Raw genomic sequence first — 21,245 nt, forward strand, 5'->3', positions numbered from 1 at the left:
GATGGCCGACCCGGCTTCACTCCGGCGCCCGGCCGGTTCACTCCGGCGCCCGCCCGCCCGAGCGCCGGGTGACCAGCCGGGCCACCGCCCCCAACCGCTCCCCGTAGTCGCCCACCCGACGGCCCGTCACGGCCTTCAGGCCGTTGAGCGTGAGGGCGACCGCGACCCGCCCGGCGGCGTCGAAGACCGGGGCGACCAGGGTCGAGATGTCGTAGGTGGTCTCCGGGTCGACCGCGATCAGCTCGTACTCCTCCTCGCCGAGCGCCGCGACCAGTTCGGCCAGCCGGTCGCGCAGCAGCGGCGCCTCGCGGGGATGTTCGGCCATACGCTCCAGCGTGTCGCCGATCCGGGTCCGGGTCGGGCTGTCCAGGGTGATCGAGTAGCCGCGCTCGCGGACCGCGCCGAGCGTGGCGGGCAGATGGATCCGGGCCGTGCCGCGTACCCGCTCGTCGAGCCGGTCCAGCCAGGCGTCCACCTCCGCCGGCGTGGACCAGGCGTGGAAGACCTGCCCGAGCGGCGGCACCATGCGCAGTCGTTGTCCCACTCGGACGTCGGCGGACGCCAGTTGCGGCCGGCCCTCGACGGCCAGGATCACCACCTCGTCGCCGATCACCACACTCGCCACCAACTCGGTGTCGAACTCGCCCGCCAGCGAGCGCAGTTCGGCCCGAGCCAGGTCCACCGCCCGGTTGCCGCGCAGCGCCGCGTCGCCCAGCGCAATCGGCGCCGGCCCCAGCTCGTACGTCTTGCGGCGCGGATGGCGCACCAGGTAGCCGCCGTCCTCCAGCGCCTGGAGCACGGAGAGCGCGGACGCGAGGTTGATGCCGAGCGCGGTGTGCAGCTCGGACAGCGTGTACGCCTGGCCCGGGTGGGCGGCGAAGAAGTTCAGGATCTCGACCGCGCGAGCGGCGGCGAGGGCGGGACGAACCATGAGGGCGACTCTCCGACTCGGCGGGCATCTTGTGGCCGATACCTCGCGGGGCCACACTCGGCAACACGAAATACGGGATTCGGAAACACTTTTCGATATATCGAAACATACCGGCCCTGACGCCGACCCCGGGAGTCGCCCCATGAAGCTCGACGTGCTCTACGAAGTGGACGTGCCGCGCCCCTGGCCCGGCGAACACCCGCACGGCCAGCGGCGCGCCGAGCAGCGCGCCTACCGCGAGGCGGTGGAGCAGATCCGGCTGGCCGACCGCATGGGGTTTCACACCGTCTGGGCGGTCGAGCACCACTTCCGCGAGGGCCGCTCGCACATGCCGGCATCCGAGGTCTTCCTCGGCCACCTCGCAGGCCTCACCGAGCGCATCCGGATGGGCTTCGGCGTCACCCTCACCCCGTTCGGCTTCACCCCGCCGCAGCGGATCGCGGAGAAGGTGGCCACCGTGGACATCCTGTCCGGCGGCCGGGTGGAGTGGGGGACGGGACGCTCCACGCCGATGGAGCAGACCGCGTTCGGCGTGGACATCGCCCGCTCCCGCGACGACTGGCGGGAGGCGATCGAGATCGTCACCGGCATGTGGCGCGAGGAGTACTTCGAGTACGCGTCGGAGCGCTTCACCTTCCCGCGCCGGATGGTCACTCCCAAGCCGTTCCAGGACCCGCACCCGCCGTGCTGGATGGCCGCCACCTCGCAGGGCTCGGCGGAGATCGCCGGTCGGTACGGCCTGGGCATGTTGTCCTTCTCGATCATGCAGCCGCTGGAGACGATGGCCGCCCAGGTGGCCGCCTACCGCGCGGCGGCGGCAGACCCCACGCCGTTGACCGACGTGACCACGAACAAGGTCGCCGCGTACACGCTCGTGCACACCACGGCCGGCAAGCGGGTGGATCGCCGGGTCTGGGACTCGGTCGCGTGGTGGTACAAGAACCTGGCCATGTTCACCCTGGAATGGGAACTGCCGCACCTGACCCCGGAGGAGCGGGACCGCACCTTCCCGCTCCTGAAGCCGCTGTTCGAGGGCGAGGTCCCGGTGGACACCTTCGACGCCGCCGACATGATCGTGATCGGCGACGTGGACACCTGCGTACGCAAACTCAAGCGCTACGCGGACCTGGGCGTGGACGAGCTGATCTGCTACGTCCAGTGGGGCTTTCTGGAACACCGGGAGATCATGCGCACCCTCGAAATCCTCGGCAAAGAGGTCATTCCGGAACTGGAGAAGTATCGACCAAACAAATAGTGGGCGGGTGCGGTCGGTTGCTGGTATTTCTTGGCGCCGTGAGCACCTCCATATTCGTGTCGCGAGCGCGACGCATCATCCCCGCCGGCCTCGTCCTGGCCCTGGCCGTCGGCTGCGGCGGGTCCGGCGGCGGGTCCGATTCCAAGGCCACACCCAGGGCCGAGGCCAAGACCCGGCCGCCGGCCACCGGCGCCTCCGCGCCCGCCGGAACCACCCCGCCGACGGCCAAGCCGATCGGGGCGGACGACCCGGCGCTCAAGGAGTTCTACGGTCGGCGACTCGCCTGGGCCAAGTGCCCGGACGACAAGCTCACCAAGGCGGACGAGGGCATGCTCGAATGCGCGAAGTTGCCCGTGCCGCTGGACTACGCGAATCCCTCCGCCGAGACGATCGAGCTCCAGGCGTACCGCAGGAAGGCCACGGGAGAGCGGCTGGGCATCCTCGCGGTCGACCCCGGCGGCCCGGGGTCGGGGGTGCAGGGCATGACGGCGGGCTTCGCGCAACGCCCGGCGCTGGGCGAGCGCTACGACATCGTCGGGATCGACCCGCGCGGGACCGGCGGAAGCAACCCGGTGACCTGCGTCGACGACGCGGGCACGGACCGGTACAAGGGCATCGACCCGACGCCCGACGACCCCGCCGAACTGGAGCGGATCACCGCCTACTTCAAGGAGTTCGCCGACGGCTGCACCGCGCGCAGCGGCAGGATGCTCGCGCACCTGGGCACCGAGGACGTGGTCCGGGACCTCGACGTGCTGCGCGGGGTGCTGGGCGAGGACAAGCTCAACTACTTCGGCTACTCCTACGGCACCTTCCTGGGCGCCGTGTATGTGGAGAAGTTCCCCGCGCACAGCGGCCGGGTGGTGCTGGACGCGCCGATGGACCCGGCCCGGGACCGGGTCGCGGCGGCGCGCAGCCAGGCGCAGGGCTTCGAGCGGACCTTCCGGGCCTTCCTGACCGACTGCCTCAAGCAACGGGACTGCCCGCTCGACGGCACCGTGGACGAGGCCACCGGGAAACTGGCGGATCGCCTGCACCAGTTGGGCCGCACACCCCTGACGACCGCCCAGGGTCGCACGATCGGGGAGGGCGAGGTCGTCAACGCGATCTCCCAGGGCATCTACAGTGACCGGTTCTGGAAGGATCTGCGCATCACGCTGCGCGCCTACCTGGGCAACGACGCGGCCAAGGCCGCCGCGGAGACCGACCTGTGGCTCGGGCGGGACCGCAACGGCGCCTACCCCCGCGACCACACCGCGGCCAACCTCACCATCAACTGCGCCGACGGGCGGTCGTTGACCATCGCCGAGGCCGACCGACTGGCCCGAGAGGTGGAGGCCACGATGCCGATCACCGGGCCCGGAGTGGCCTGGTCGTTCGCCGCCGACTGCCGGCCCGCCGGAATCGACCGGGTCCGGCCGATCCAGGCGCCGGGCGCGCCGCCGGTGCTGGTGATCGGCTCCACCGGGGATCCGGCGACGCCCTACGAGCAGGCGCAGGCACTCACGCCGCAACTGCCCGGCGCGGTACTGCTCACCCGTGAGGCCGACGGGCACGGGTCGTACAACAAGGGCAGCGCCTGCATCGACGGCGCGGTGGAGACGTATCTGGTCAAGGGCGAACTACCCGCCGCCGGCACCCGCTGCCGCTGACGCGACCCGGTTCGGGGGGCGGGACGCGGATCACGATTGCGGCTCTCGTCCCCCTGCCGCGTCCGCGCGTTGTACGGTCCGTGAGTGACAGTCACATCACTCGCGACGTGGCCCGTCGACTACCCGAGCGACTACGCGGTGGTCGACGTGGAGACCACGGGGCTGCGGAGTTCGGATCGCATCGTTTCGGTGGCCGTGGAGGTCCTGGATCGACACGGCACCGTCACCGATCGATGGTCGACGCTGGTGGATCCCGGGCGTGATCCGGGACCGGTGCACATTCACGGGCTGACCGCCGAACGGCTGGCCGGGGCACCGACGTTCGACCGCGTCGCGGAGGATCTGGCCGAGTATCTGGCCGGGCGGGTCCTCGTCGCGCACAACGCGCCGTTCGACTGGCAGATGTTGACGTCGGAGTATCGGCGACTTGGTACGGCGTGGCCGATGGAGCGTCGGTTGTGCACGATGGCGCTCGCTCGGCACCTGGAACTGCCGGTCGGCGACTACCGGTTGGCCACCCTTGCCGAGTACTACCGGGTTCGCCGACTGCGGGCGCACGACGCGGTGGACGACGCGCGGGTGCTCTCCGAGATCTTCCGGTACGGCCTGCACGAGGCGGCCGGCGCGGGCCTGCCGCTGCCGCTGACCGCGCCCGGCGACGAACCGGGGCAGCGCCGCGCGGCGGTCGCGCGCGGTCGCGACGCGGAACGCGGCGCACCGGCCAAGGCGCCGTGTCCGTGGGTGAATCCGGGTCGGCTCGATCTCGGCGTCGGGTTGGTCCAGGGGATGCGCGTGGTGTTCACCGGCGAGACCGACCGGCCGCGCGAGGCGTTGGAACTGCGCGCGACCGAGGCCGGGTTGTACGTCACCGGTTCGGTCAGCGGCAAGACGTCGGTCCTGGTCACGAACGATCCGCGAAGCGGCAGCGGCAAAAACCGCCGGGCGGCGCAGGCGGGGACGCCGGTGATCGACGAGGCGACGTTCGTCGAGCTGGTGGGCCGGGTGCGGCCCGGCACGGCGCGGGTCGGGGTGGTGCCGGCGCCGCGTGGGGAGGGTGGGCCGGTGGTGGGCGCGGGCGGCTCGGCGGGGGTGGTGGTCCCGGAGCGGGCCGACACCGGTGCCGCGCTCGACCCGGCCCGAGCCGTGGGCGTTCCCGCCGAGGCTGTCGCCGTGCCGGATCCGGCCCAGGCCGCCGCTGCCGCGCTCGAATCACCCCGCGCCGGCGCCCGTACGGCCGTGCGCCAGGTCCTGGTCCTCCAGGGTCGCGACGAGCACCTGGACGGCGGCCGGGTCCGGCAGCTCGTCCTGGACTCCGGGGCCCGGCTTCGGATCAACCTCACCTCGACCGTGGACACCGTGGTGGTGTTGCCCGGCGCGGCGGGCGACCCCCGGATCGCCCGGGCCGAGGCGTTCGGCGCGGTCTGTCTGACCGAGGCCGAGTGGTCCGCATCGCCGGCCGCGACCCCGGCGGCGCCCTCGACGCCCGGCCGGCCGGACACCGGCCATCTGCCGCGCGGGGGCACGGTCGAGCTGCCCGGCGGCGCCAACCCCGGCCGGTGGACGCTGAACGCCTCGTGGGCCTGGGATCGCCCCGACGAGGAGATCGACATCGTGGCCTTCCTCCTCGACGAGCACGAACGGGTGCGTGGCGACGCCGACTTCGTGTTCTGGAACCAGCCGGCCGCGCCGCTGGACCTGGTCGTGCTCGACGCGTCGGGGCCGGCCGAGCAGACGGTCACGCTCGAACTGGACGTGCTGCCGCGTGACGTACGTCGCGTCGTGATCGCCGCCGCCGTCGACGGGACCAGTACGTTCGACGCGGTCGGGCCGATCGAACTGGACGTCGCGCCGTTCCAGGGCACCGCGTTCCGCCGCTCGGTGCTCGACGCCGCGACGGTGGAACGGGTGCTGCTGCTGGGCACGTTCTACCGTCTGGGCACGGGTTGGAAGTTCCGCACCGAGGGCCAGGGCTACGAGTTCGACCTCGCGGGTCTGGCCTCCTCCTTCGGCGTGGACATCGCGTAGAACCGGTCCGACTCATCGACATGACGACCACCCGACCGGCCGGTAACCGGAGTGCGATTCGGTCGCCGGGCGGCGGAGTGGTTTGCTTGACCCGGCCGACAGCAATCGAGGGCAAGGAGTGGTCATGGCGCAGGTCAGGGCAACCGCACACACGACTGTGGCGGCGGAACCGGAGGCGGTTTTCGCGGCCGTCGCGGATTACGCGGACGTGCGACCCAAGCTGCTCACCGAGCACTTCTCGGAGTACGACGTGCGCGAGGGCGGCAAGGGCGCCGGTACGGTCGCGCACTGGCGGCTGCAGGCCACCAGCAAGCGTTCGCGGGACTGCCTGGTGACGGTCACCGAACCGGCGCCCCTCACGCTGGTGGAGACCGACGCCAATTCGTCGATGGTCACCACGTGGACCGTCTCGCCCGCCGGCGCGGGCAGCCGGGTCGAGGTCGTCACGGTGTGGAACGGGGCCGGTGGCATCGGGGGCTTCTTCGAGAAGACCTTCGCGCCGGCCGGGCTGAAGCGGATCTACGACGGCGTCCTGGCGAAGCTGCCCGACGCGCTCTGACGAGCCGGAACGGGTCACGCGCGACGGAAGAGGCCGCCGGCCCCACCGCGAGGTGGGGCCGGCGGCCTCGGCGTGTTCGGGTCGGCCGGCGGGATCAGGTGAGCAGGGAGCCCGCGCCGATGCCGAGGGCGGCGGCGGAGACCAGCCCGAAGAAGCCGACCCAGAACGCGCCCGGTATCCGGGTCAGATCGGCGAGTTGGTCCGCGTCCGACCACGGCGCCCGGCCCCGGCTGCGCATCTGCTGCAACTCCAGGACCGGACGTACGCCGGACACCAGCAGGAACCACACCAGCAGATAGGCGAACGCCGCCTGGATCCGGGCGCCGGCCAGCCACGAGATGGCGAAGATCACCCCGCCGGTGACCAGCAGTACCAGGGCGCCGAACAAGTTGCGTATCGCGATCAACATCAGTGCGAGCAGCACCAGCGCCACCCACAACACCATGGTTATGTGCGCGCCCGCGAGCAGCGCCGCCCCGCCCGCGCCCAGGATCGACGGGGTGATGTAGCCGGCCATCGCGGTGAACACCATGCCCAGGCCGGTGGGTTTGCCCACCGACACGGTCACCCCGGAGGTGTCCGAGTGCAGCCGGATCCCGGACAGTCGGCGCCCCATCAGCAGCGCCACCATCGCGTGCCCGCCCTCGTGGGCGATCGTCACCACCGTGCGCAGCGGTCGCCAGGTCGGGCGGTACAGCACCACCGCGACCGCGACCGCCCCCGTCACCAACGCGAGCCAACTCGGCGGATCCGGCTGGGTCCCGACCACCCGGTCCCACATGTCCTGCAACGACACCGTGTCGACGTTGCTCACGCCGCCCCTCTCGTCCTACGTCCCGACCGCTGCCCCCGCCGCGAACGCTACCGCCCGCCGCGCACCCCCGATCGCTCGCGCACCGTCCCGTGACGCGACTGTCGCCGACCCGGGGCACGCCCGGACCGGGCGGTCAACCGCCGGCGCCGGCTGCTTCGGTCGCGGTGGCGATCCGGTGGTCGGCGACCTCCACCCGGACCCCACCGCCGAGCACGAGCCGATCACGCGGGGCGAGGATCACCTCGGCGTCCGTGGCCAGCGGCCGGCCCGGCTCGTACGTCGCGCCGTTCCAGCGCTCCACCTCGGTGCCGTTGGCGGAGCCGAGATCGACCGCGACCACGTGTTCGCCGGCCCGTCCCGACGCGAGGCGAAGCAGTACGTGCTGTCGGCTCACGTAGCGCACCGCCTCGCCGAACCGGTGCCCCCGACCGCCCAGGTCGTAGCCGTTGTCGATGCGCCCCCGGCCGAGCACGAGGGCGTCGCCCACCTCCAGCGGAAGCCGCTCGATCGACGCGCCGCCGGCATGGTCGGCCAGCGCCACCTCGCGCAGCGCCCGCCGCGCCCCCGCCGCCCGGAGCGCGCTCGCGCAGCCCGGACAGATCGCCTGCCCACCGTCGTCCACGCGCGGCCACACCGGCAGCCGCCCGCTCCAGGTGCGCGCGTACACACACGACGCCTCGGCGCATCGCCACCGGGTGCGCACGATCTCCGGATGCCGCGCCGGGTCGGGACAGCGGTCGTCGACGTCGTCCTCGGTGCGGGTGGCGGGCGCCTCGGGCCGGATCCCGGCGGGCACGAAGCGCACCACTCCGTCCGCATCACGCCGCCAGTGGTGGAACCGCTCGGGATGCGCCTCGATCCACGGGTGTCGGCGGCGAAAGTCGAGGTAACGATCCCCGCTCAGCACATGCAGCCCGCCGGCTTCGGCCCGCTCCAGGATCACCGTGTCCGCGACCGGCACCAGACTCGCCTCACCGAGCCCGACCAGCCGCCGCAACGCCTGCGCGTCGGCCGGACTCAGGGTGTACAACAACGCCCGGTCGACCACGAGTTCGACCCGTGCATCGGCCCCGTGGCAGGCCCGCCAAGCCGCCTTGGCGGCATCGACCCGAGCCAGAACCGCGCCCTCCGCGCCGGCCGGTTCCCACTCCTCGGAGTGACACACATCGGCCACATCCACGATCGCGTCCCACATACCGTCCCCCTGCTCGAACCCTGCCCCATTCCTATCCGAAACCCGCCCACCCCGCCGCGCCACACGCCGCCGTACGCGGGGGATCACCGAGGCAGGTTCGGAGGCCGCCAGTAGTCGATCTTGGGGTTCGGTGCTGGTTCGGTGATCGTCGGCCGAGGAAGTGCGTGACGTGCGGCGGCGGCGAGAGCAGTGGTGCGCTACCGAGTGGGCCCGGCGGAGCGCTGTTCCCATCGGTCCCAGTGCAGGACGTGCTCGCGGGGGATTCGGCGGGCAGGCTTGAAGTCGGTGCCGATGGTGTAGGCCAGCGGGATGAAGGCGGCCAGCATGATCTCGTCGTACGGAACGCCGAGTACCTTGGCCAAGTCCTGCTCCAGTGGTCCTTGCGCTGTCGTCCAGGTGGTGCCCAGGCCGCGTGCCCGGGCGGCCAGCATGAAGCTCCACACCGCCGGCAGGATCGAGCCCCACGCCCCCGCTTGCACGGTCACCGGAGCGTGGTCGGTACGTCCTTCCACCCCAGGGATGACGAAGGCGGGCACCCGGTGGATGTTCGCGGCCAGGTGACGCAGGCCGTCGAAGACACGCTCGGTGGAGCCGGCGTGGTAGTTCATCCGCCACGCGTCGCGTTCGGTCAGGGGGTGTCCGGTGGCCCTTGGTAGGGCGCGCAGGAAGATGTCCGCCACGGCCCGCCGCTGAGCGTCTTCGGTGACGACGATGAAATGCCAGCGCTGCCGGTTGCGACCGGTCGGCGCCTGCGTGGCCAGATCCACGCACTCCTCGATCAGGGATCGCGGGACCGGGCGGTCCAGGTCGAGGCGTTTGCGCACGGCGCGGGTGGTCGACAGGAGTTGGTCGGGGGTCAGATCCAGGGTCACGGCCGCTTCCTTCGCAGATCTTCGTCTTTAGACAGACCATCTGCCATCAGATGATTGGCGAGCATACAAATCTAATGAGTGGTGCGCAAACAATCTTGATGCAGATTAGTTTTGGTAGGGTCGGCGAGTGACCGCCGCACACGCAGAGGAGGTGGGCATGCCGCCCAAGACCGCAAACCGCGAGGCCGGCTACTTTTCGAGGCTTGCCGCGGAGCGCCCGGACATCGCGCTGTGCCGGGCCTCGACGGTCGTCGCCCGCGCCGCGGAAGCCCGGGCAAACGAGTCCGGGATCGGCGTCGGGCAGCATCTGGTGCTCAAGATGCTCGCCGAGGTCGGCCCCGGCTCGCAGCGAATCCTGAGTGACCAACTGCGCATCGACCGCAGCGTCATGGTCGGCATCTGCGACGGCCTGGAGCAGGCGGGGCACGTACGGCGCGAACGCGACGCGGGCGATCGCCGCGCCTACGCCGTCACGATCACCGACTCGGGCCGCCGGCTCCTCGCCCGCGCCGAGGACGCGGTACCCGAATTCCTCGACGCCACCTTCGCGGACCTCACCCCGGCCGAACGCGAGCAACTCTCCGCGCTGCTCGCGAAAGTCCTGCGCCTCCGCCCCTGACACGGACCCGGTCGTCTTCGAAGAGGACCCGGGCACCTCCATCCACCGCGGCCCGCACCCGGGGCTGAAGGCCGCCCCGACACTCCCCCGCCGAGATCGACTCCCGGCGGCTTCCGGGCCTGCCTCGGCGATCCCCTACTCGCGTGGCCGGCGGTTGGCATCGCCACTACTCGGTGATACTTTATAGTGGTACTCGGTGTCACTCAGTACCAGGGGAAGCCGAGGAGAACCGCGATGGACGACTTGACGGAGATGTTGAAGGGCACGCTCGAAGGTTGCGTGCTCGAAATCATCGATGGCGAGGAAACCTACGGCTACGCCATCACCCGTCGGCTGAACGAACTCGGCTTCGCCGACGTCGTCGAGGGGACGGTGTACACCATCCTGCTGCGACTGGAGCGCAACGGCTTGGTCCAGGTGACGAAACAACCGTCCGGGGTCGGTCCGCCGCGCAAGTTCTACGCGCTCAACGACGCCGGACGCGAGCAACTCGCGAGGTTCTGGGCGAAATGGCAGTACGTCTCGTCACGCATCGACAAGCTCAAGGAGGGCGGCGGATGAACTTCCGGGAGACCATCACCGGCAGCGATCTCACCAGGGAATGGAAGGCGTTCGAGGCCCGGGCCGAGGCCCTCCCGGACGACCACCGGGCGGCGTGGGAACAGATCAAGGCCAACCTCTTCCCCTACGGGGACTTCACCGGCCGCAACCTGATGCCGATCCTCGACGGCGCGCTGGGGCTGCTCGAGGAATCGGCGGCGGATGGGCAGAGCGCCCACGAGGTGCTCGGCGACGACATCCCGGGCTTTTGCTCGGCCCTGGCCGGCGGCGAAGGAGCCCGTACCTATCGCGACCGGTGGCGCGAGCAGCTGAACAGGAACGTGGCACGGAAACTGAGCCGGCTGGGAGGCTGACGTGAGCATCCGGGACATCATCGAGGGCAAGAAGCAGTGGCGGGCGCACATGGCTCGGGTCAAGGCACTCCCGCCGGACTACCGCATCGTGTACAAGGAAATGCAGACGTACCTGTTCAAGGTCGGCCCGCTCGACCTGCCCGACGGGCCCCTACTCCCGGGAATCGTCGACTTCTTCGAGGAGGGCGCCGCCGCGGGCAAGGGAGTCCTCGAACTCATCGGCACCGACGTCGCCGCGTTCTGCGACGAACTGATCAAGGGCTCCCGCACCCATGCGGACATCCTCCAGGAGGCCATCGGCGGTCGACCCGGCCCGGCCGAGCGGTAGAACCACCCGCCTCGCACCGGTCGCCCCGGTCCGCAGACGCGGAGCGCAGAGACCGTGCGCAGCCGTCACGAACCACACCGCGCCTGGCCGTCGAAGTGGCCCGCTGGAACCCGCCCGGTGGGCATCGCTCCGGGCAGCACTCGGCGGCCTGCGGCGAGCGGCACGACAGGGCCAATGGTTTCCGAGCCGGGTTGCCATGATCGCCGATCGGGGCGTGCGGGTGGTGGAGGTATGGGTCCGGTCAGCCGCCGGTGGCGTACTCCGCGAGCGCGTCGAGGACGAGGTGCCAGGGGTAGGTGGGGATGCGGGTGTCGCCGCTGCCGGGTGGGTGCGGGACGAAGTGGGGTTCGCCGTACAGGACTTGCACGCCGCAGGAGCGCAGTGTGGCCACGGCCCGGTCGACGGCGGGGTGGGCGGCCTGGGCGGCGTTCCAGAACGGCAGCGCGGCGATGGGCAGGCGCAGGCCGATGGCTTCGGTGAGGACGCCGAGCGCGTAGGTGTCGGCGTGCCCGTCGGCCCACTTGGTGAGGGTGTTCATGGTCATGGGCGCCACCGCTACGGCATCCGCCTTCGGCCACCGCCCGGCCTCGTCGGCACGCCGATAGCGATGCCGAACGGCCCGCCCGGAAGCGTCCTCGACGGCAGCCGTATCAACGAACCCGCCACTCTCGGCCGCCGGCGTCGCGATCGTGCACACATCCCACCCCCGCCCGACCGCATCCCGAACCAGGGCCACGACATGCGGCGCAGGCCCCGCCGCACAAACCACGAGATACAACACCCGGCTCACGGCAGCCCCCCGATCACACAGCCGGCCAACGGGCTTCCGAACCCTGCGTGTCCGGCTACGACTCGCCCATGGCCTCGCGAAGCCGGTCGAGCGAGCCGGTCTCCAGGAGTTCGGCCGCGATGCGCCTGGCGGACTCGGTCCGAATCCGCTTCTGTGAGTTCACGATCCAGCGCTCCACGTTGGCATACCCCCGGTCCCGATACTCGATCGCCTGCACCAGGCACTCCAACTTGTCCGCGTCACCCGCACAGACCGCCTCGGGCGTCTCCCGCGCCTCGTACTCGCCCACGATCGACCGCATCAACGCCCCCAACCCGGCGGGCATACCCTTCGACTGGTCCGCGACGATGGCCACCGCGTCCCCCTTGCCGACGTACTTCTGACCGATGTGCGCGAGATCCCCCGTACGACTCTCCCCGGTGTCGTGCCACACACTCAACAACGCCGCCCTCGCCGGATCCGCACCCTTCGACTCCGCGACGACGAGTCCAAAAGCGCAGCCCGCCACGAATGCTCGGCCACACTCTCCGGATCCTTCACCCCGGCGTTCCACCACCCGGTGCGCCTGTGGTTCTTCAGCGTCCCCGCCTCGAAGAGGAAGTTCGCCACCGCCCGATCCTCGCCGACCACACCATGCTCCTTACCGTGTCTCGTGCCCTCGCAGCGTGTCGTGCGCTTTCGGGCGCCCGGCGCTACGCGTTGACGATCTTGTCGATGGTGTCGGCGAGCTTGAAGTCGAGTTCGGTCACCACGCCCCCTGCGGAGTAGGTGGTCAGGCTGAACCGAACCTGCTGCCAGTGCAGTTCGACATCCGGGTGATGCTCCATTTCCTTGGCGACCTCCGCAACCTCGACGATCAGTCGCACGCCGTCGTGATAGTCCACGGCGTAGGACTTCGAGATGCGCGTCGAGTCTCCGGACCAGCCCTCTCGAACCGCCAACCGAGCTGTCACGTCGGCGGCATCGAGGGGTGTGCGCTTGCCCATGAGATCCGTCCTCCTCTGCCTTTTCCCGGCCACCGCCGGGCCGGCCACTGCGCACTCAGCCTGACGCACCCGAGGTTCGCGACGCCAGGGTCCGAGCCGCCGCCAGGAGTACGGTGGCGAGTCGGCTACGGGACGACTTCCGCGAAGCGGTCACGGAACTCGCGCACCGCCGGAACCGACTCGTGTCGAGCGAGCCGATCGGCCAACAGGGACAGCCGGGCGTGGCTGCGTACCGAGTCGATGCCGGCCGCGATATCGAGTACCCGCATGGCGATACCGGCCGCCTCGTCGACTTCGCGCGCCTGGAGGTACGCCTCGGCCAACCACGACAGGTAAAGGGACACTTCCCTCGTGTGTCTCGCGTCGTACCGGTCGACGGCGCCGCGCAGCAGCGGCTCGGCACGCAGCGGTCTGCGGAGTTCGGTGTAGCAGCGGCCGGCCATGACGTCCATCTCGTCGCGGTTCAGCCAGTACACCCACTCGGGCTCCTCGTCGCCCGGTCGGCCGCGCTCGAACGCGTCGTCGGCGGCACCGAGTGCCCGGTCGCACTCGCGGGGTTGGTCGGCTCGGGCGTGGGCCCATGCCACGCGTTCGAGCAGGAGTGCGCGCACGTCGGCGGTCGCCTCCCTCCGGCCTCCCGCCTCCGCCGACCGGGCGACCAGGACGGCCTCGGCTTCCCGACCTGTGTTGGCCATTTGGTACGAGAGCGTAGACAGAAGATTCGCCGCGAGGGGCCGATCGCCCGCGCCGTGCGCGAGCCGCACGCCGGCGAGGTAGTCGCGCTCGGCTTGTGCATGCATCCCGAGATCGGACGCCACCCACCCGGCGAGCTGGGCGAGTTCGGCCCCCACCGTCAACAGGGCCCGGCCGGTCTCGTCGGTGTAGGCACCTTCGCGGAGCACGCGGAGGGTATCGGCGAGCTCCGTGGCGATGGCGGGGTAGAGGTCGGTGCCGCCGACGACGTCGTCCATGCGTCGAAGGCGGTCGCTGCGGAGTCGGATGGTGTCGGCGAGCGCGGCTCCGACACGCCTCCCGGAGCGCATCTCGTAAACCTGGGGCGCGTCCGCGAGCAGCCATTCATGCGCCACCCGCGCGGCGAGCCCATCGGCGTGATCGGCGGTGAGGGCGTGGGCGACGGCCTCCACGTCGGCCCGAGTCCATTCTTCGGTGCACCAGGGTGCGGCCGAACCCGGCGTCGTCGATCCGACTTGGCCACGGCGCCCGCGCAACGGGGCCGCAGCGACTTCGAGTTCGTCCCGGCTGATCCCGAGGACGATCGAGATCCAGGGCAACCATCGGGTGGGCAGGCGGGTGCCGCGCTCCCAACGCGAGACCTCGTGCCTGGTGACCGTGGCGTCGCCGGACGCCTCGCACAGCAGATCGGCGAGGCGTTGTTGGGTCTTGCCCTGTTGCCGTCGCACGCGCGCGATCAGCGCGCCGACGGGCTCGTGCTCATACATGGTCGCCCCCGGCATAGTGCACATGTCGTACTGCCGGCCCCCAGTGTGGCCCACCCAAGGGCCCACATGGAGGCTCCTTGCAGAACCTGTCCAACGGAGTTCCCTGGTCACATGCAACTTGCGGCGACCTCAGGAGTGGAGACGGTGGCGATGCAATCCCCCGACCGGGTGAAGGTGGGACCATCCGGGGACGAGGCTCGTCCGATTCGGATCCTCACCCCGGGCCGTGCACCCATGGATGTAACGCGTGACGAGTTGGCCATGTTGTTGACCGAAGGTCGCGGGTATCTGGTGCGCACACTCCCCAGGCCACCGATGGGTCGGATTTCGAACTCGGGCGGCTGAACCATGCCCGATTGCGCCGTCCGCCCCGCCCTTTTCCGGCGGACGGCGTCGGTCCCGCCCGCCTGGGCCGGGCCACCGAATCGCCGCCGCGAGGAGGGCCATGTTCCCGTCACCCCATGACCCCCCGGCCGCCCTCGTGCGCCTCGCCGCCGCCGCTGCCGAGCGTGAGTGGCTTCAGGGGCGGCCGCCAGATCCCGCGACGGCGTCTCGCCGTTGGCGGGATGCGCACCGCCGGCAATGTCGTGTCGCCGGGGCGGCGCTTCGGGGCGCGGTCGGTGATGCGTACCGGGGCGGAGTGTCCGTGGAAGTCATCGCCTACGTGGCCGGGTTCTCGCCCGGCTATGTGCGGATGATCCTGCACCTCGCGCGCGCCACCCCAGCGCCCGCTCCGTTTCGCGTTCGAGGAGAACTCGTGTCCACCCCTCCCCCCTGGTCCGTCGGCGAGCACCTGTGGCGCAAGCTCGACGGTGGCCGGCACCACCACCTCGGCACCATCACCCGCGTCTGGCACGACGGCGACCGATGGATGGTCGAATACGACTACGGCGCCCTCGCCGACAAGACCACCACCGCGCCCGCCGCCGAGATGTACCGGGCCGGGCCCATGACCCGGCCCGTGTGAACGATCCGGCTCGTCAGGGCTTGGGCTTCGGTCTGGGGCGGGCCAGGAGGATATCGGCGGCGTGGGCTCGGACCTCGGCCTTGGTTCGGGGGCCGTGGTCCAGGTCCAGGAAGTGGGTGCCGATCGCCATCGCGAAGGCCATCAGGCTGCGGGCCTCGACCTCGTCCGGGTCGGGGCAGAACGTGCCGATCATCTCGCGCAGCAGCGCCATGCGCCGGGCGTCCACGCGCCGCAGCCGCTCCGCGACCGCCTCGTCGCGACGGGCCCAGTCGCGGATGGCCAGGTCCAGGGGTAGGAGGCGGTCGCTGGAGAAGGTGAGCGCACCCGCGCGCTGGATCTTGGTCCTGGGGTCGCCGCCTTCGCGTTCGACCCGGTCGATCACCTCGTCGGTGCTCTCCCGCTCCCAGGTCTCCAACATCGCCTCCAGCAGGGCGCCGCGGTCGGCGAAGTAGCCGTAGAACCCGCCCTTGGTGACGCCGAGCCGCTTGGCCAGCGCTTCGACGCGGACCGCGTCCGGACCGCCGGCGGCCAGGGCACGCAGGCCCTCCTCGACCCACCGGTCCCGCGGTGTGCGCGGCGTTCCCACCATGTGCCCCACCTCACTTTCACTGCTGATGTACGGAGCCGTATAAAACGACTAACCTCATTCTATACGCACCCGTATATCGCGCATTCGAGGCGGTTCTGCCCATGAAGCTCCCCCGCACCGCGTACACCGATCAGCCGTGGCGCATCCACGAACTCACCCGCGACTTCCGGGTGGAGGACGTGTGGTCGTTCCGCACACCCGGCGCCGGGCCGGACGACTTCCCGACCATGCTCGCCGCACTGCGGGCGGCCGGCGGACTGGCGAAGCAGAGCGCGCCGGCCCGGTTCCTGTTCGCCGCGCGCTGGAAGATCGGCGCCCTGCTCGGCTGGGACGAGCCGAAGGCCGGCCTCGGGGCACGGGTTCCGTCGCTGCGCGATCGCCTGCCCACCGACCTGCGCGACAACCCGGGCTTCGAGTCCGAGGAGATGCCGCTCACTCCCGTGTACGAGCTGGATACCGAGTGCGCCCGCGAGTTGGTGAACAAGACCGTCCACACGATCATGCACCTCGGATGGGCGCCGACCACGAGCGGCGACCACGAGTTGCGCATGGCGGTTTTGGTGAAGCCCAACGGCACCTTCGGCCGGCTGTACATGGCCGCCATCGCGCCGTTCCGTTATGTCGTCGTCTACCCGGCGCTGACCCGGCAATGGGAACGCGCCTGGCGGGAGTACGGCCGCCCGAGCCCGGAAGGCGGCAGCCCGGCGGGCATCGTCGACGGCGTCGTGGGCCGGAAGGACATGCCCCCGTCGTTCCACGCCCTCACCTCGATGCCGGACTTCGACTACGTCGACGTGTTCACCCTCGCCACGGACGCGGCCGGCGACGCCACACCCGAGCAGTGGGCCCGGGCGATGTTCGGCGACGTCCCCGACACCGGGGAACGCCTGATCTGGCGCGGCCTGCTCGGCCTGCGGCTCACCCGCGGGCGCTCGTCGGACACGGTGGCCGGCTGGCGTGTCGCCGAACGCGGCGAGGACTGGATCCGGTTGGAGACGGCGTCCCCGTACCTCACCGCCAACCTCGTCGTCCGCACGAGCGAGGGGCGGGTCTCACTCGGGACCTTCCTGCGCTACGAACGCACCCTCGGCCGGCTGATCTGGCCCCCGCTGTCCGCCGTACACCGCCGCCTGGTCCCCGGTGTACTCCGCAGGGCCGCGGCCAAGGTCCGCTGAGGCCGCCGGGACGCATCGTCATTCGACTCTCTGCGCCGGGCGGCCGGGCGGTCTACGCTGCGGGAATGCGTGAAACGCGCAAGCCTCCTCGCGGTCCGTCCACGCCGAACAACCCGGGAGGCCCACCCGGGCCGGTGTCCCCGGACAAGAACCCGCCTGCGCCGCCGGAGCATCCGCCACCGCCGGGGTCGTGAAACGTGAACATCGACCGCGTCGCGTGGACCGGGCTTCCCGTCGAGGTGCGGGGCGCGGTGGCGGGGCGGCTCGGGGTCGAGTTCGTGGCGGCGGACACGCCCGCCGGCGCGAACTGCGGCGTCTCGGCGGTGTTGACGCTGCCCGACGGGCACACGGTGTTCGTCAAGGGGCAACGCGACCGCGACCCCGTGCCCGCCGCCGACGGCGCGCACCAGGATCCCGGTTGGTGGGGGCCGACGTGGGGTCCCCTCGACGAACTCGCCCAGGAGGAACGGGTCAACCCGTTCCTGCCCGCGAGCGCGCCGCGCGTGTTGTGGCGCCTGGCCGCCGCCGGGTGGCACCTGCTCGCGTTCGAGGGCATCGACGGCCGGCACGCCGATTACGCGCCCGGGTCACCGGACCTGCCCCTGGTGCCGGCCGCCCTCGCCGACGTGGCGCGCTGCCCGACGCCGGGTCTGTCGCTGCCGACCGCGTGGGATCGCTGGGGTTACTGGTGCGATCCGGCGGACGAGCCGTTCCTGGCCGGTGCGTGCCTGATGCACACCGATCCGGCCGCCTGCAACGTCCTCGTGGACGGCGCTCGGGCCCGCCTGGTCGACTGGGCCTGGCCCGCGCGCGGCCCGGCCTGGATCGATCCCGCCCTGTGGGGCATGCGCCTGGTCTCGGCGGGCGGCCACACCCCCGAGCAGGCCCGAGCATGGGCAGCCCGAACCCCGGGATGGCGTACGGCGACGCCGCGGGGCGTACGCGCGTTCACCCGGGCCGAGGCCCGCCGATGGGAGGAGGACGCGGCGGACGGCGTCCGGGGCGCGGCCGAGATCGCCCCCGCGGCCCGGGCCTGGGCCGAGGTCTGGGCGTAGACCCGGGAGGCGTCCGAGCCGTCAGCGGGACCGGCGGGTCAGTACCACCGTCGTGGCCAGGGCGGCCACCGCCACCGGCAGGGCCGCCCGGCGGGCGTTGCGGCGCCGGTTGTGGGCGTCGAACAGGCCCCCGCTGGACTGGAACGAGAACGCCGACCACACCGACTGCGCCGAGAACGCCGAGGCCACTCCCAGAAACGAGCCGATCGACACGCACGACAGGGTCGAGCCGACCGACCCGAAGGACAGCGCGGAGCCGACCGAGCCGATCGACAACACCGAGCCCACCGAGCCGATCGAGAGCACCGAACCCTCCGACCCGATCGACAACACCGAGTTGTGCGAGTTCCGGGACAGGATCGAGCCGTGTGCGTCGACGGCGAGCCGCTTCTTGGTCATCGGCCCAGTCTGCCCGAACTCACATACGATCGGCCGCAATCACCCGCGCCCCCGCGCGTCCCGTCCCGGCCGCCGCCATCCCTCACATGCGGTCCACCGCAACCACCCGCACCACCGCGCGCCCGGTCTCGTCCGACTCGGTCAGGTCCACCTCGGCGGTGATGCCCCAGTCGTGGTCCTGCGCCGGGTCGTCGAAGACCTGGCGGACCCGCCACGCCGAGTCCTCCTTCGTGATCTGCAGCAGCTTGGGCCCGCGCGCGTCCGGACCGGTGCCGATCGAGTCGTGCTCGTCCCAGTAGTCCGCCAGCGCGTCCTGCCAGCGCTCCGCATCCCACGCCGTGTCGCCCTCCTGCTCGGACAACTCGCCGAGCTGGAAGTAGCGCCGCAGCGCCGCGAGTTCCACCCGCCGGAAGAGCGCGTTGCGCACCAGCACCCGAAACGCGCGCTCGTTGGCGGTGACGGGCGTGGTCCGCCCCTCGATGTCGTCCAGTTCCTCCTGCGTGGCGTCCGGGTTGGCCAACTTCTCCCACTCGTCGAGCAGGCTGGAGTCGACCTGGCGGACGAGTTCGCCCAGCCACGCGATCATGTCGTGCAGGTCCTCGTTCTTGGCGTCGTCCGGCACGGTCTGGTTCAGCGCCTTGTACGCGCTCGCGAGGTAGCGCAACACGATGCCCTCGGTGCGCGCGAGTTCGTACCAGCCGACGTAGTCGCCGAACGTCATCGCCCGCTCGAACATGTCGCGCACGATCGACTTCGGCGACAGCGGGTGGTCGCCCACCCACGGGTGGCTGCGCATGTAGATCGCGTAGGCGTGTTCGAGCAGTTCCTCCAGCGGACGCGGGTACTGGATGTCGGCCAGCCGCTCCATCCGCTCCTCGTACTCGATGCCATCGGCCTTCATCTGCCCGACCGCCTCGCCCTTGGCCTTGTTCAACTGCGCGGCCAGGATCTGCCGCGGGTCGTCCAGGGTCGCCTCGACCACCGAGAGCACGTCGAGCGCGTAGGTCGGCGCCTCCGGGTCGAGCAGGTCGAACGCGGCCAGCGCGAAGGTGGACAGCGGCTGGTTGAGCGCGAAGTCGGCCTGGAGATCCACGGTGAGCCGCACCATGCGGCCCTCCTCGTCCGGGGCGTCGAGCTTTTCCACCACGCCGCCGTCGAGCAACGAACGGTAGATCGCGATCGCCTGCCGGATGTGCCGCAACTGCTGCGCGCGCGGCTCGTCGTTGTCGACCAGCAGGTGTCGCATCGCCTCGAACGCGTTGCCGGGCCGGTTGATCACCGCGAGCAGCATCGCGTGGGTGACCCGGAAGCGGGACGCCAGCGGCTCCGGCTCGGCCTCCTGGAGCCTGGTGTAGGTCTCCTCGTTCCAGCCGACGAAACCCTCCGGGGCCTTCTTGCGCACCACCTTGCGGCGCTTCTTCGGGTCGTCGCCGGCCTTGGCCAGCGCCTTGAGGTTCTCGATCTCGTACTCGGGGGCCTGCGCCACCACGTTGCCCACCGTGTCGAAGCCGGCCCGCCCGGCGCGCCCGGCGATCTGGTGGAACTCGCGCGCCCGCAGCCGGCGCACCCGCTGGCCGTCGTACTTCGACAGCGCGGTGAACAACACCGTGCGGATCGGCACGTTGACCCCGACGCCGAGGGTGTCGGTGCCACAGATCACCTTGAGCAGCCCGGCCTGGGCAAGGCGCTCCACCAGCCGGCGGTACTTGGGCAACATGCCCGCGTGGTGCACGCCGATGCCGTGCCGCACCCAGCGCGAGAGCTGGCGGCCGAACTTGGTGGTGAACCGGAAGCGGCCGATCACCGACGCGATCTGGTCCTTCTCTGCGCGCGTGCACATGTTGATGCTCATCAACGACTGGGCCCGCTCGACCGCCGACGCCTGGGTGAAGTGCACGATGTACACCGGCGCCTCACGCGTGGTCAGCAACTCCTCGATGGTCTCGTGCAGCGGGGTGACCCGGTAGGAGAAGTAGAGCGGCACCGGGCGGGTGGCCGACTTGACGATCGTGGTGGACCGGCCGGTACGCCGCTTCAGGTCGGCCTGGAAGTGGTCCATGTCGCCGAGCGTCGCCGACATCAGCAGGAACTGCGCCCTCGGCAGCTCGATCAGCGGGATCTGCCAGGCCCAGCCCCGGTCCGGGTCGCCGTAGAAGTGGAACTCGTCCATCACCACCAGGCCCACGTCCGCGTCCGCGCCGTCGCGCAGCGCGATGTTGGCCAGCACCTCGGCGGTACAGCAGATGATCGGCGCGCCGGCGTTGACCGAGGCGTCGCCGGTCATCATGCCGACGTTCTCGGTGCCGAACTGGGCCACCAGGTCGAAGAACTTCTCCGAGACCAGCGCCTTGATCGGCGCGGTGTAGAAGCTGCGCTCCTTGCGGGCCAGCGCGGCGAAGTGCGCGCCGGCGGCGACCAGACTCTTCCCGGAGCCGGTCGGCGTGTTCAGGATGACGTTGTTGCCCGAGACCAGCTCGATCAGCGCCTCTTCCTGCGCGGGGTACAGGGTGAGGCCGCGCTCTTCCGCGTACGCGGCGAAGGCTTCGTACAGAGCGTCGGGGTCGGCCTCGGCGGGGAGCAGATCGATGAGAGTCACCCGTCTATCCTGCCTGCTCGCCGACCCCGTCCCGGACGCAACCCGGATACGACCTCGCCCGCGC

At 71.0% G+C, this 21,245-nt stretch carries 21 protein-coding genes and 2 pseudogenes; 12 read left to right on the forward strand and 11 right to left on the reverse strand.

The features are described 5' to 3' along the window. Positions 1 to 37: 37 nt before the first annotated feature. The gene (locus ACWGR4_RS10010; RefSeq protein WP_452132870.1) at positions 38 to 931 is read right to left on the reverse strand and encodes an IclR family transcriptional regulator; all 894 of its coding nucleotides are present in this window, start codon (positions 929 to 931) and stop codon (positions 38 to 40) included. Positions 932 to 1,073: 142 nt separating this feature from the next. Between ACWGR4_RS10010 and ACWGR4_RS10015 the strand changes: the two genes are divergently transcribed. From ACWGR4_RS10015 to ACWGR4_RS10030, 4 genes are all read left to right on the forward strand, one after another. After that, entirely contained in the window at positions 1,074 to 2,186 is a 1,113-nt protein-coding gene (locus ACWGR4_RS10015; RefSeq protein WP_379998603.1) for an LLM class flavin-dependent oxidoreductase, read from the forward strand. Positions 2,187 to 2,224: 38 nt separating this feature from the next. Continuing rightward, the gene (locus tag ACWGR4_RS10020) at positions 2,225 to 3,838 is read left to right on the forward strand and encodes an alpha/beta hydrolase (protein WP_452132871.1); all 1,614 of its coding nucleotides are present in this window, start codon (positions 2,225 to 2,227) and stop codon (positions 3,836 to 3,838) included. Between the two features lie 84 nt (positions 3,839 to 3,922). After that, positions 3,923 to 5,863 (forward strand): exonuclease domain-containing protein, encoded by a 1,941-nt coding sequence (locus tag ACWGR4_RS10025; protein WP_452132872.1) that lies wholly within the window; start codon positions 3,923 to 3,925, stop codon positions 5,861 to 5,863. A gap of 124 nt (positions 5,864 to 5,987) precedes the next feature. After that, positions 5,988 to 6,422, forward strand: coding sequence for an SRPBCC family protein (locus ACWGR4_RS10030; RefSeq protein ID WP_078977955.1), 435 nt, complete (start codon positions 5,988 to 5,990; stop codon positions 6,420 to 6,422). Between the two features lie 94 nt (positions 6,423 to 6,516). Here ACWGR4_RS10030 and ACWGR4_RS10035 read toward each other — a convergent pair whose 3' ends face one another. The 3 genes from ACWGR4_RS10035 to ACWGR4_RS10045 all read right to left on the reverse strand — a co-directional run bounded on the left by ACWGR4_RS10035 (position 6,517) and on the right by ACWGR4_RS10045 (position 9,303). Then, on the reverse strand, positions 6,517 to 7,236 hold the full coding sequence (locus ACWGR4_RS10035) for a M50 family metallopeptidase (protein ID WP_379998597.1): 720 nt from the start codon (positions 7,234 to 7,236) through the stop codon (positions 6,517 to 6,519). 133 nt (positions 7,237 to 7,369) lie between these two features. Further along, positions 7,370 to 8,431: a hypothetical protein gene (locus ACWGR4_RS10040; protein ID WP_452133465.1), complete on the reverse strand. Its 1,062-nt coding sequence runs from the start codon at positions 8,429 to 8,431 to the stop codon at positions 7,370 to 7,372. 197 nt (positions 8,432 to 8,628) lie between these two features. Continuing rightward, the gene (locus ACWGR4_RS10045) at positions 8,629 to 9,303 is read right to left on the reverse strand and encodes a nitroreductase family protein (RefSeq protein WP_452133464.1); all 675 of its coding nucleotides are present in this window, start codon (positions 9,301 to 9,303) and stop codon (positions 8,629 to 8,631) included. 157 nt (positions 9,304 to 9,460) lie between these two features. Between ACWGR4_RS10045 and ACWGR4_RS10050 the strand changes: the two genes are divergently transcribed. The 4 genes from ACWGR4_RS10050 to ACWGR4_RS10065 all read left to right on the forward strand — a co-directional run bounded on the left by ACWGR4_RS10050 (position 9,461) and on the right by ACWGR4_RS10065 (position 11,164). Further along, positions 9,461 to 9,922 carry a MarR family winged helix-turn-helix transcriptional regulator gene (locus ACWGR4_RS10050; RefSeq protein ID WP_379998591.1) on the forward strand — a complete coding sequence of 154 codons (462 nt, stop codon included), beginning with the start codon at positions 9,461 to 9,463 and terminating at the stop codon, positions 9,920 to 9,922. A 234-nt stretch (positions 9,923 to 10,156) separates the two neighbouring features. Further along, a complete protein-coding gene (locus ACWGR4_RS10055) occupies positions 10,157 to 10,483 on the forward strand; it encodes a PadR family transcriptional regulator (RefSeq protein ID WP_379998589.1) in 327 nt (108 codons plus the stop codon). Continuing rightward, positions 10,480 to 10,836 (forward strand): DUF1048 domain-containing protein, encoded by a 357-nt coding sequence (locus ACWGR4_RS10060; protein ID WP_452133463.1) that lies wholly within the window; start codon positions 10,480 to 10,482, stop codon positions 10,834 to 10,836. Before ACWGR4_RS10055 ends, ACWGR4_RS10060 begins: the two co-directional genes overlap by 4 nt. A gap of 1 nt (position 10,837) precedes the next feature. Continuing rightward, positions 10,838 to 11,164, forward strand: coding sequence for a DUF1048 domain-containing protein (locus ACWGR4_RS10065; protein ID WP_379998585.1), 327 nt, complete (start codon positions 10,838 to 10,840; stop codon positions 11,162 to 11,164). 241 nt (positions 11,165 to 11,405) lie between these two features. On the opposite strand, the gene ACWGR4_RS10070 is transcribed toward ACWGR4_RS10065, so the two are convergent. From ACWGR4_RS10070 to ACWGR4_RS10085, 4 genes and pseudogenes are all read right to left on the reverse strand, one after another. Then, positions 11,406 to 11,954, reverse strand: coding sequence for a flavoprotein (locus ACWGR4_RS10070; protein WP_452134195.1), 549 nt, complete (start codon positions 11,952 to 11,954; stop codon positions 11,406 to 11,408). A 55-nt stretch (positions 11,955 to 12,009) separates the two neighbouring features. Then, positions 12,010 to 12,584: pseudogene (locus ACWGR4_RS10075) on the reverse strand (HD domain-containing protein). A gap of 62 nt (positions 12,585 to 12,646) precedes the next feature. Beyond that, a complete protein-coding gene (locus ACWGR4_RS10080) occupies positions 12,647 to 12,940 on the reverse strand; it encodes a 4a-hydroxytetrahydrobiopterin dehydratase (RefSeq protein WP_452133462.1) in 294 nt (97 codons plus the stop codon). Between the two features lie 125 nt (positions 12,941 to 13,065). Then, on the reverse strand, positions 13,066 to 14,400 hold the full coding sequence (locus ACWGR4_RS10085; protein ID WP_452133461.1) for a transcriptional regulator: 1,335 nt from the start codon (positions 14,398 to 14,400) through the stop codon (positions 13,066 to 13,068). Between the two features lie 646 nt (positions 14,401 to 15,046). Here ACWGR4_RS10085 and ACWGR4_RS10090 point away from each other — a divergent pair. After that, positions 15,047 to 15,367: a hypothetical protein gene (locus ACWGR4_RS10090; RefSeq protein WP_452133460.1), complete on the forward strand. Its 321-nt coding sequence runs from the start codon at positions 15,047 to 15,049 to the stop codon at positions 15,365 to 15,367. 13 nt (positions 15,368 to 15,380) lie between these two features. Here the strand turns inward: ACWGR4_RS10090 and ACWGR4_RS10095 are convergent, their stop codons facing one another. Next, entirely contained in the window at positions 15,381 to 15,956 is a 576-nt protein-coding gene (locus ACWGR4_RS10095; RefSeq protein WP_452133459.1) for a TetR/AcrR family transcriptional regulator, read from the reverse strand. A gap of 101 nt (positions 15,957 to 16,057) precedes the next feature. Here ACWGR4_RS10095 and ACWGR4_RS10100 point away from each other — a divergent pair. The 3 genes and pseudogenes from ACWGR4_RS10100 to ACWGR4_RS10110 form a co-directional block, all read left to right on the forward strand. Next, positions 16,058 to 16,639, forward strand: a pseudogene (locus tag ACWGR4_RS10100) (DUF2867 domain-containing protein); the annotation flags it as partial. 87 nt (positions 16,640 to 16,726) lie between these two features. Further along, a complete protein-coding gene (locus ACWGR4_RS10105) occupies positions 16,727 to 17,131 on the forward strand; it encodes a DUF2867 domain-containing protein (protein ID WP_452134197.1) in 405 nt (134 codons plus the stop codon). 197 nt (positions 17,132 to 17,328) lie between these two features. After that, positions 17,329 to 18,186, forward strand: coding sequence for an aminoglycoside phosphotransferase (locus tag ACWGR4_RS10110; RefSeq protein ID WP_452133458.1), 858 nt, complete (start codon positions 17,329 to 17,331; stop codon positions 18,184 to 18,186). A gap of 21 nt (positions 18,187 to 18,207) precedes the next feature. Here ACWGR4_RS10110 and ACWGR4_RS10115 read toward each other — a convergent pair whose 3' ends face one another. Next, entirely contained in the window at positions 18,208 to 18,585 is a 378-nt protein-coding gene (locus ACWGR4_RS10115) for a hypothetical protein (protein ID WP_379998622.1), read from the reverse strand. An 82-nt stretch (positions 18,586 to 18,667) separates the two neighbouring features. Beyond that, complete coding sequence (locus ACWGR4_RS10120) at positions 18,668 to 21,181, reverse strand: DEAD/DEAH box helicase (protein WP_452133457.1); 2,514 nt, start codon at positions 21,179 to 21,181, stop codon at positions 18,668 to 18,670. Positions 21,182 to 21,245: the final 64 nt, after the last annotated feature.

This window comes from Embleya sp. NPDC055664 (assembly GCF_053618075.1).

What these genes read in the sequence shown, in the direction of transcription:
- ACWGR4_RS10030 (WP_078977955.1), top strand. Translation starts at nt 5,988, where the DNA reads ATGGCGCAGGTCAGGGCAACCGCACACACGACTGTGGCGGCGGAACCG.
- ACWGR4_RS10115 (WP_379998622.1), bottom strand. Translation starts at nt 18,585, where the DNA reads ATGACCAAGAAGCGGCTCGCCGTCGACGCACACGGCTCGATCCTGTCC.
- ACWGR4_RS10095 (WP_452133459.1), bottom strand. Translation starts at nt 15,956, where the DNA reads ATGGTGGGAACGCCGCGCACACCGCGGGACCGGTGGGTCGAGGAGGGC.
- ACWGR4_RS10015 (WP_379998603.1), top strand. Translation starts at nt 1,074, where the DNA reads ATGAAGCTCGACGTGCTCTACGAAGTGGACGTGCCGCGCCCCTGGCCC.
- ACWGR4_RS10050 (WP_379998591.1), top strand. Translation starts at nt 9,461, where the DNA reads ATGCCGCCCAAGACCGCAAACCGCGAGGCCGGCTACTTTTCGAGGCTT.
- ACWGR4_RS10085 (WP_452133461.1), bottom strand. Translation starts at nt 14,400, where the DNA reads ATGTATGAGCACGAGCCCGTCGGCGCGCTGATCGCGCGCGTGCGACGG.
- ACWGR4_RS10060 (WP_452133463.1), top strand. Translation starts at nt 10,480, where the DNA reads ATGAACTTCCGGGAGACCATCACCGGCAGCGATCTCACCAGGGAATGG.
- ACWGR4_RS10055 (WP_379998589.1), top strand. Translation starts at nt 10,157, where the DNA reads ATGGACGACTTGACGGAGATGTTGAAGGGCACGCTCGAAGGTTGCGTG.
- ACWGR4_RS10010 (WP_452132870.1), bottom strand. Translation starts at nt 931, where the DNA reads ATGGTTCGTCCCGCCCTCGCCGCCGCTCGCGCGGTCGAGATCCTGAAC.
- ACWGR4_RS10105 (WP_452134197.1), top strand. Translation starts at nt 16,727, where the DNA reads ATGCCGGACTTCGACTACGTCGACGTGTTCACCCTCGCCACGGACGCG.
- ACWGR4_RS10080 (WP_452133462.1), bottom strand. Translation starts at nt 12,940, where the DNA reads ATGGGCAAGCGCACACCCCTCGATGCCGCCGACGTGACAGCTCGGTTG.
- ACWGR4_RS10040 (WP_452133465.1), bottom strand. Translation starts at nt 8,431, where the DNA reads ATGTGGGACGCGATCGTGGATGTGGCCGATGTGTGTCACTCCGAGGAG.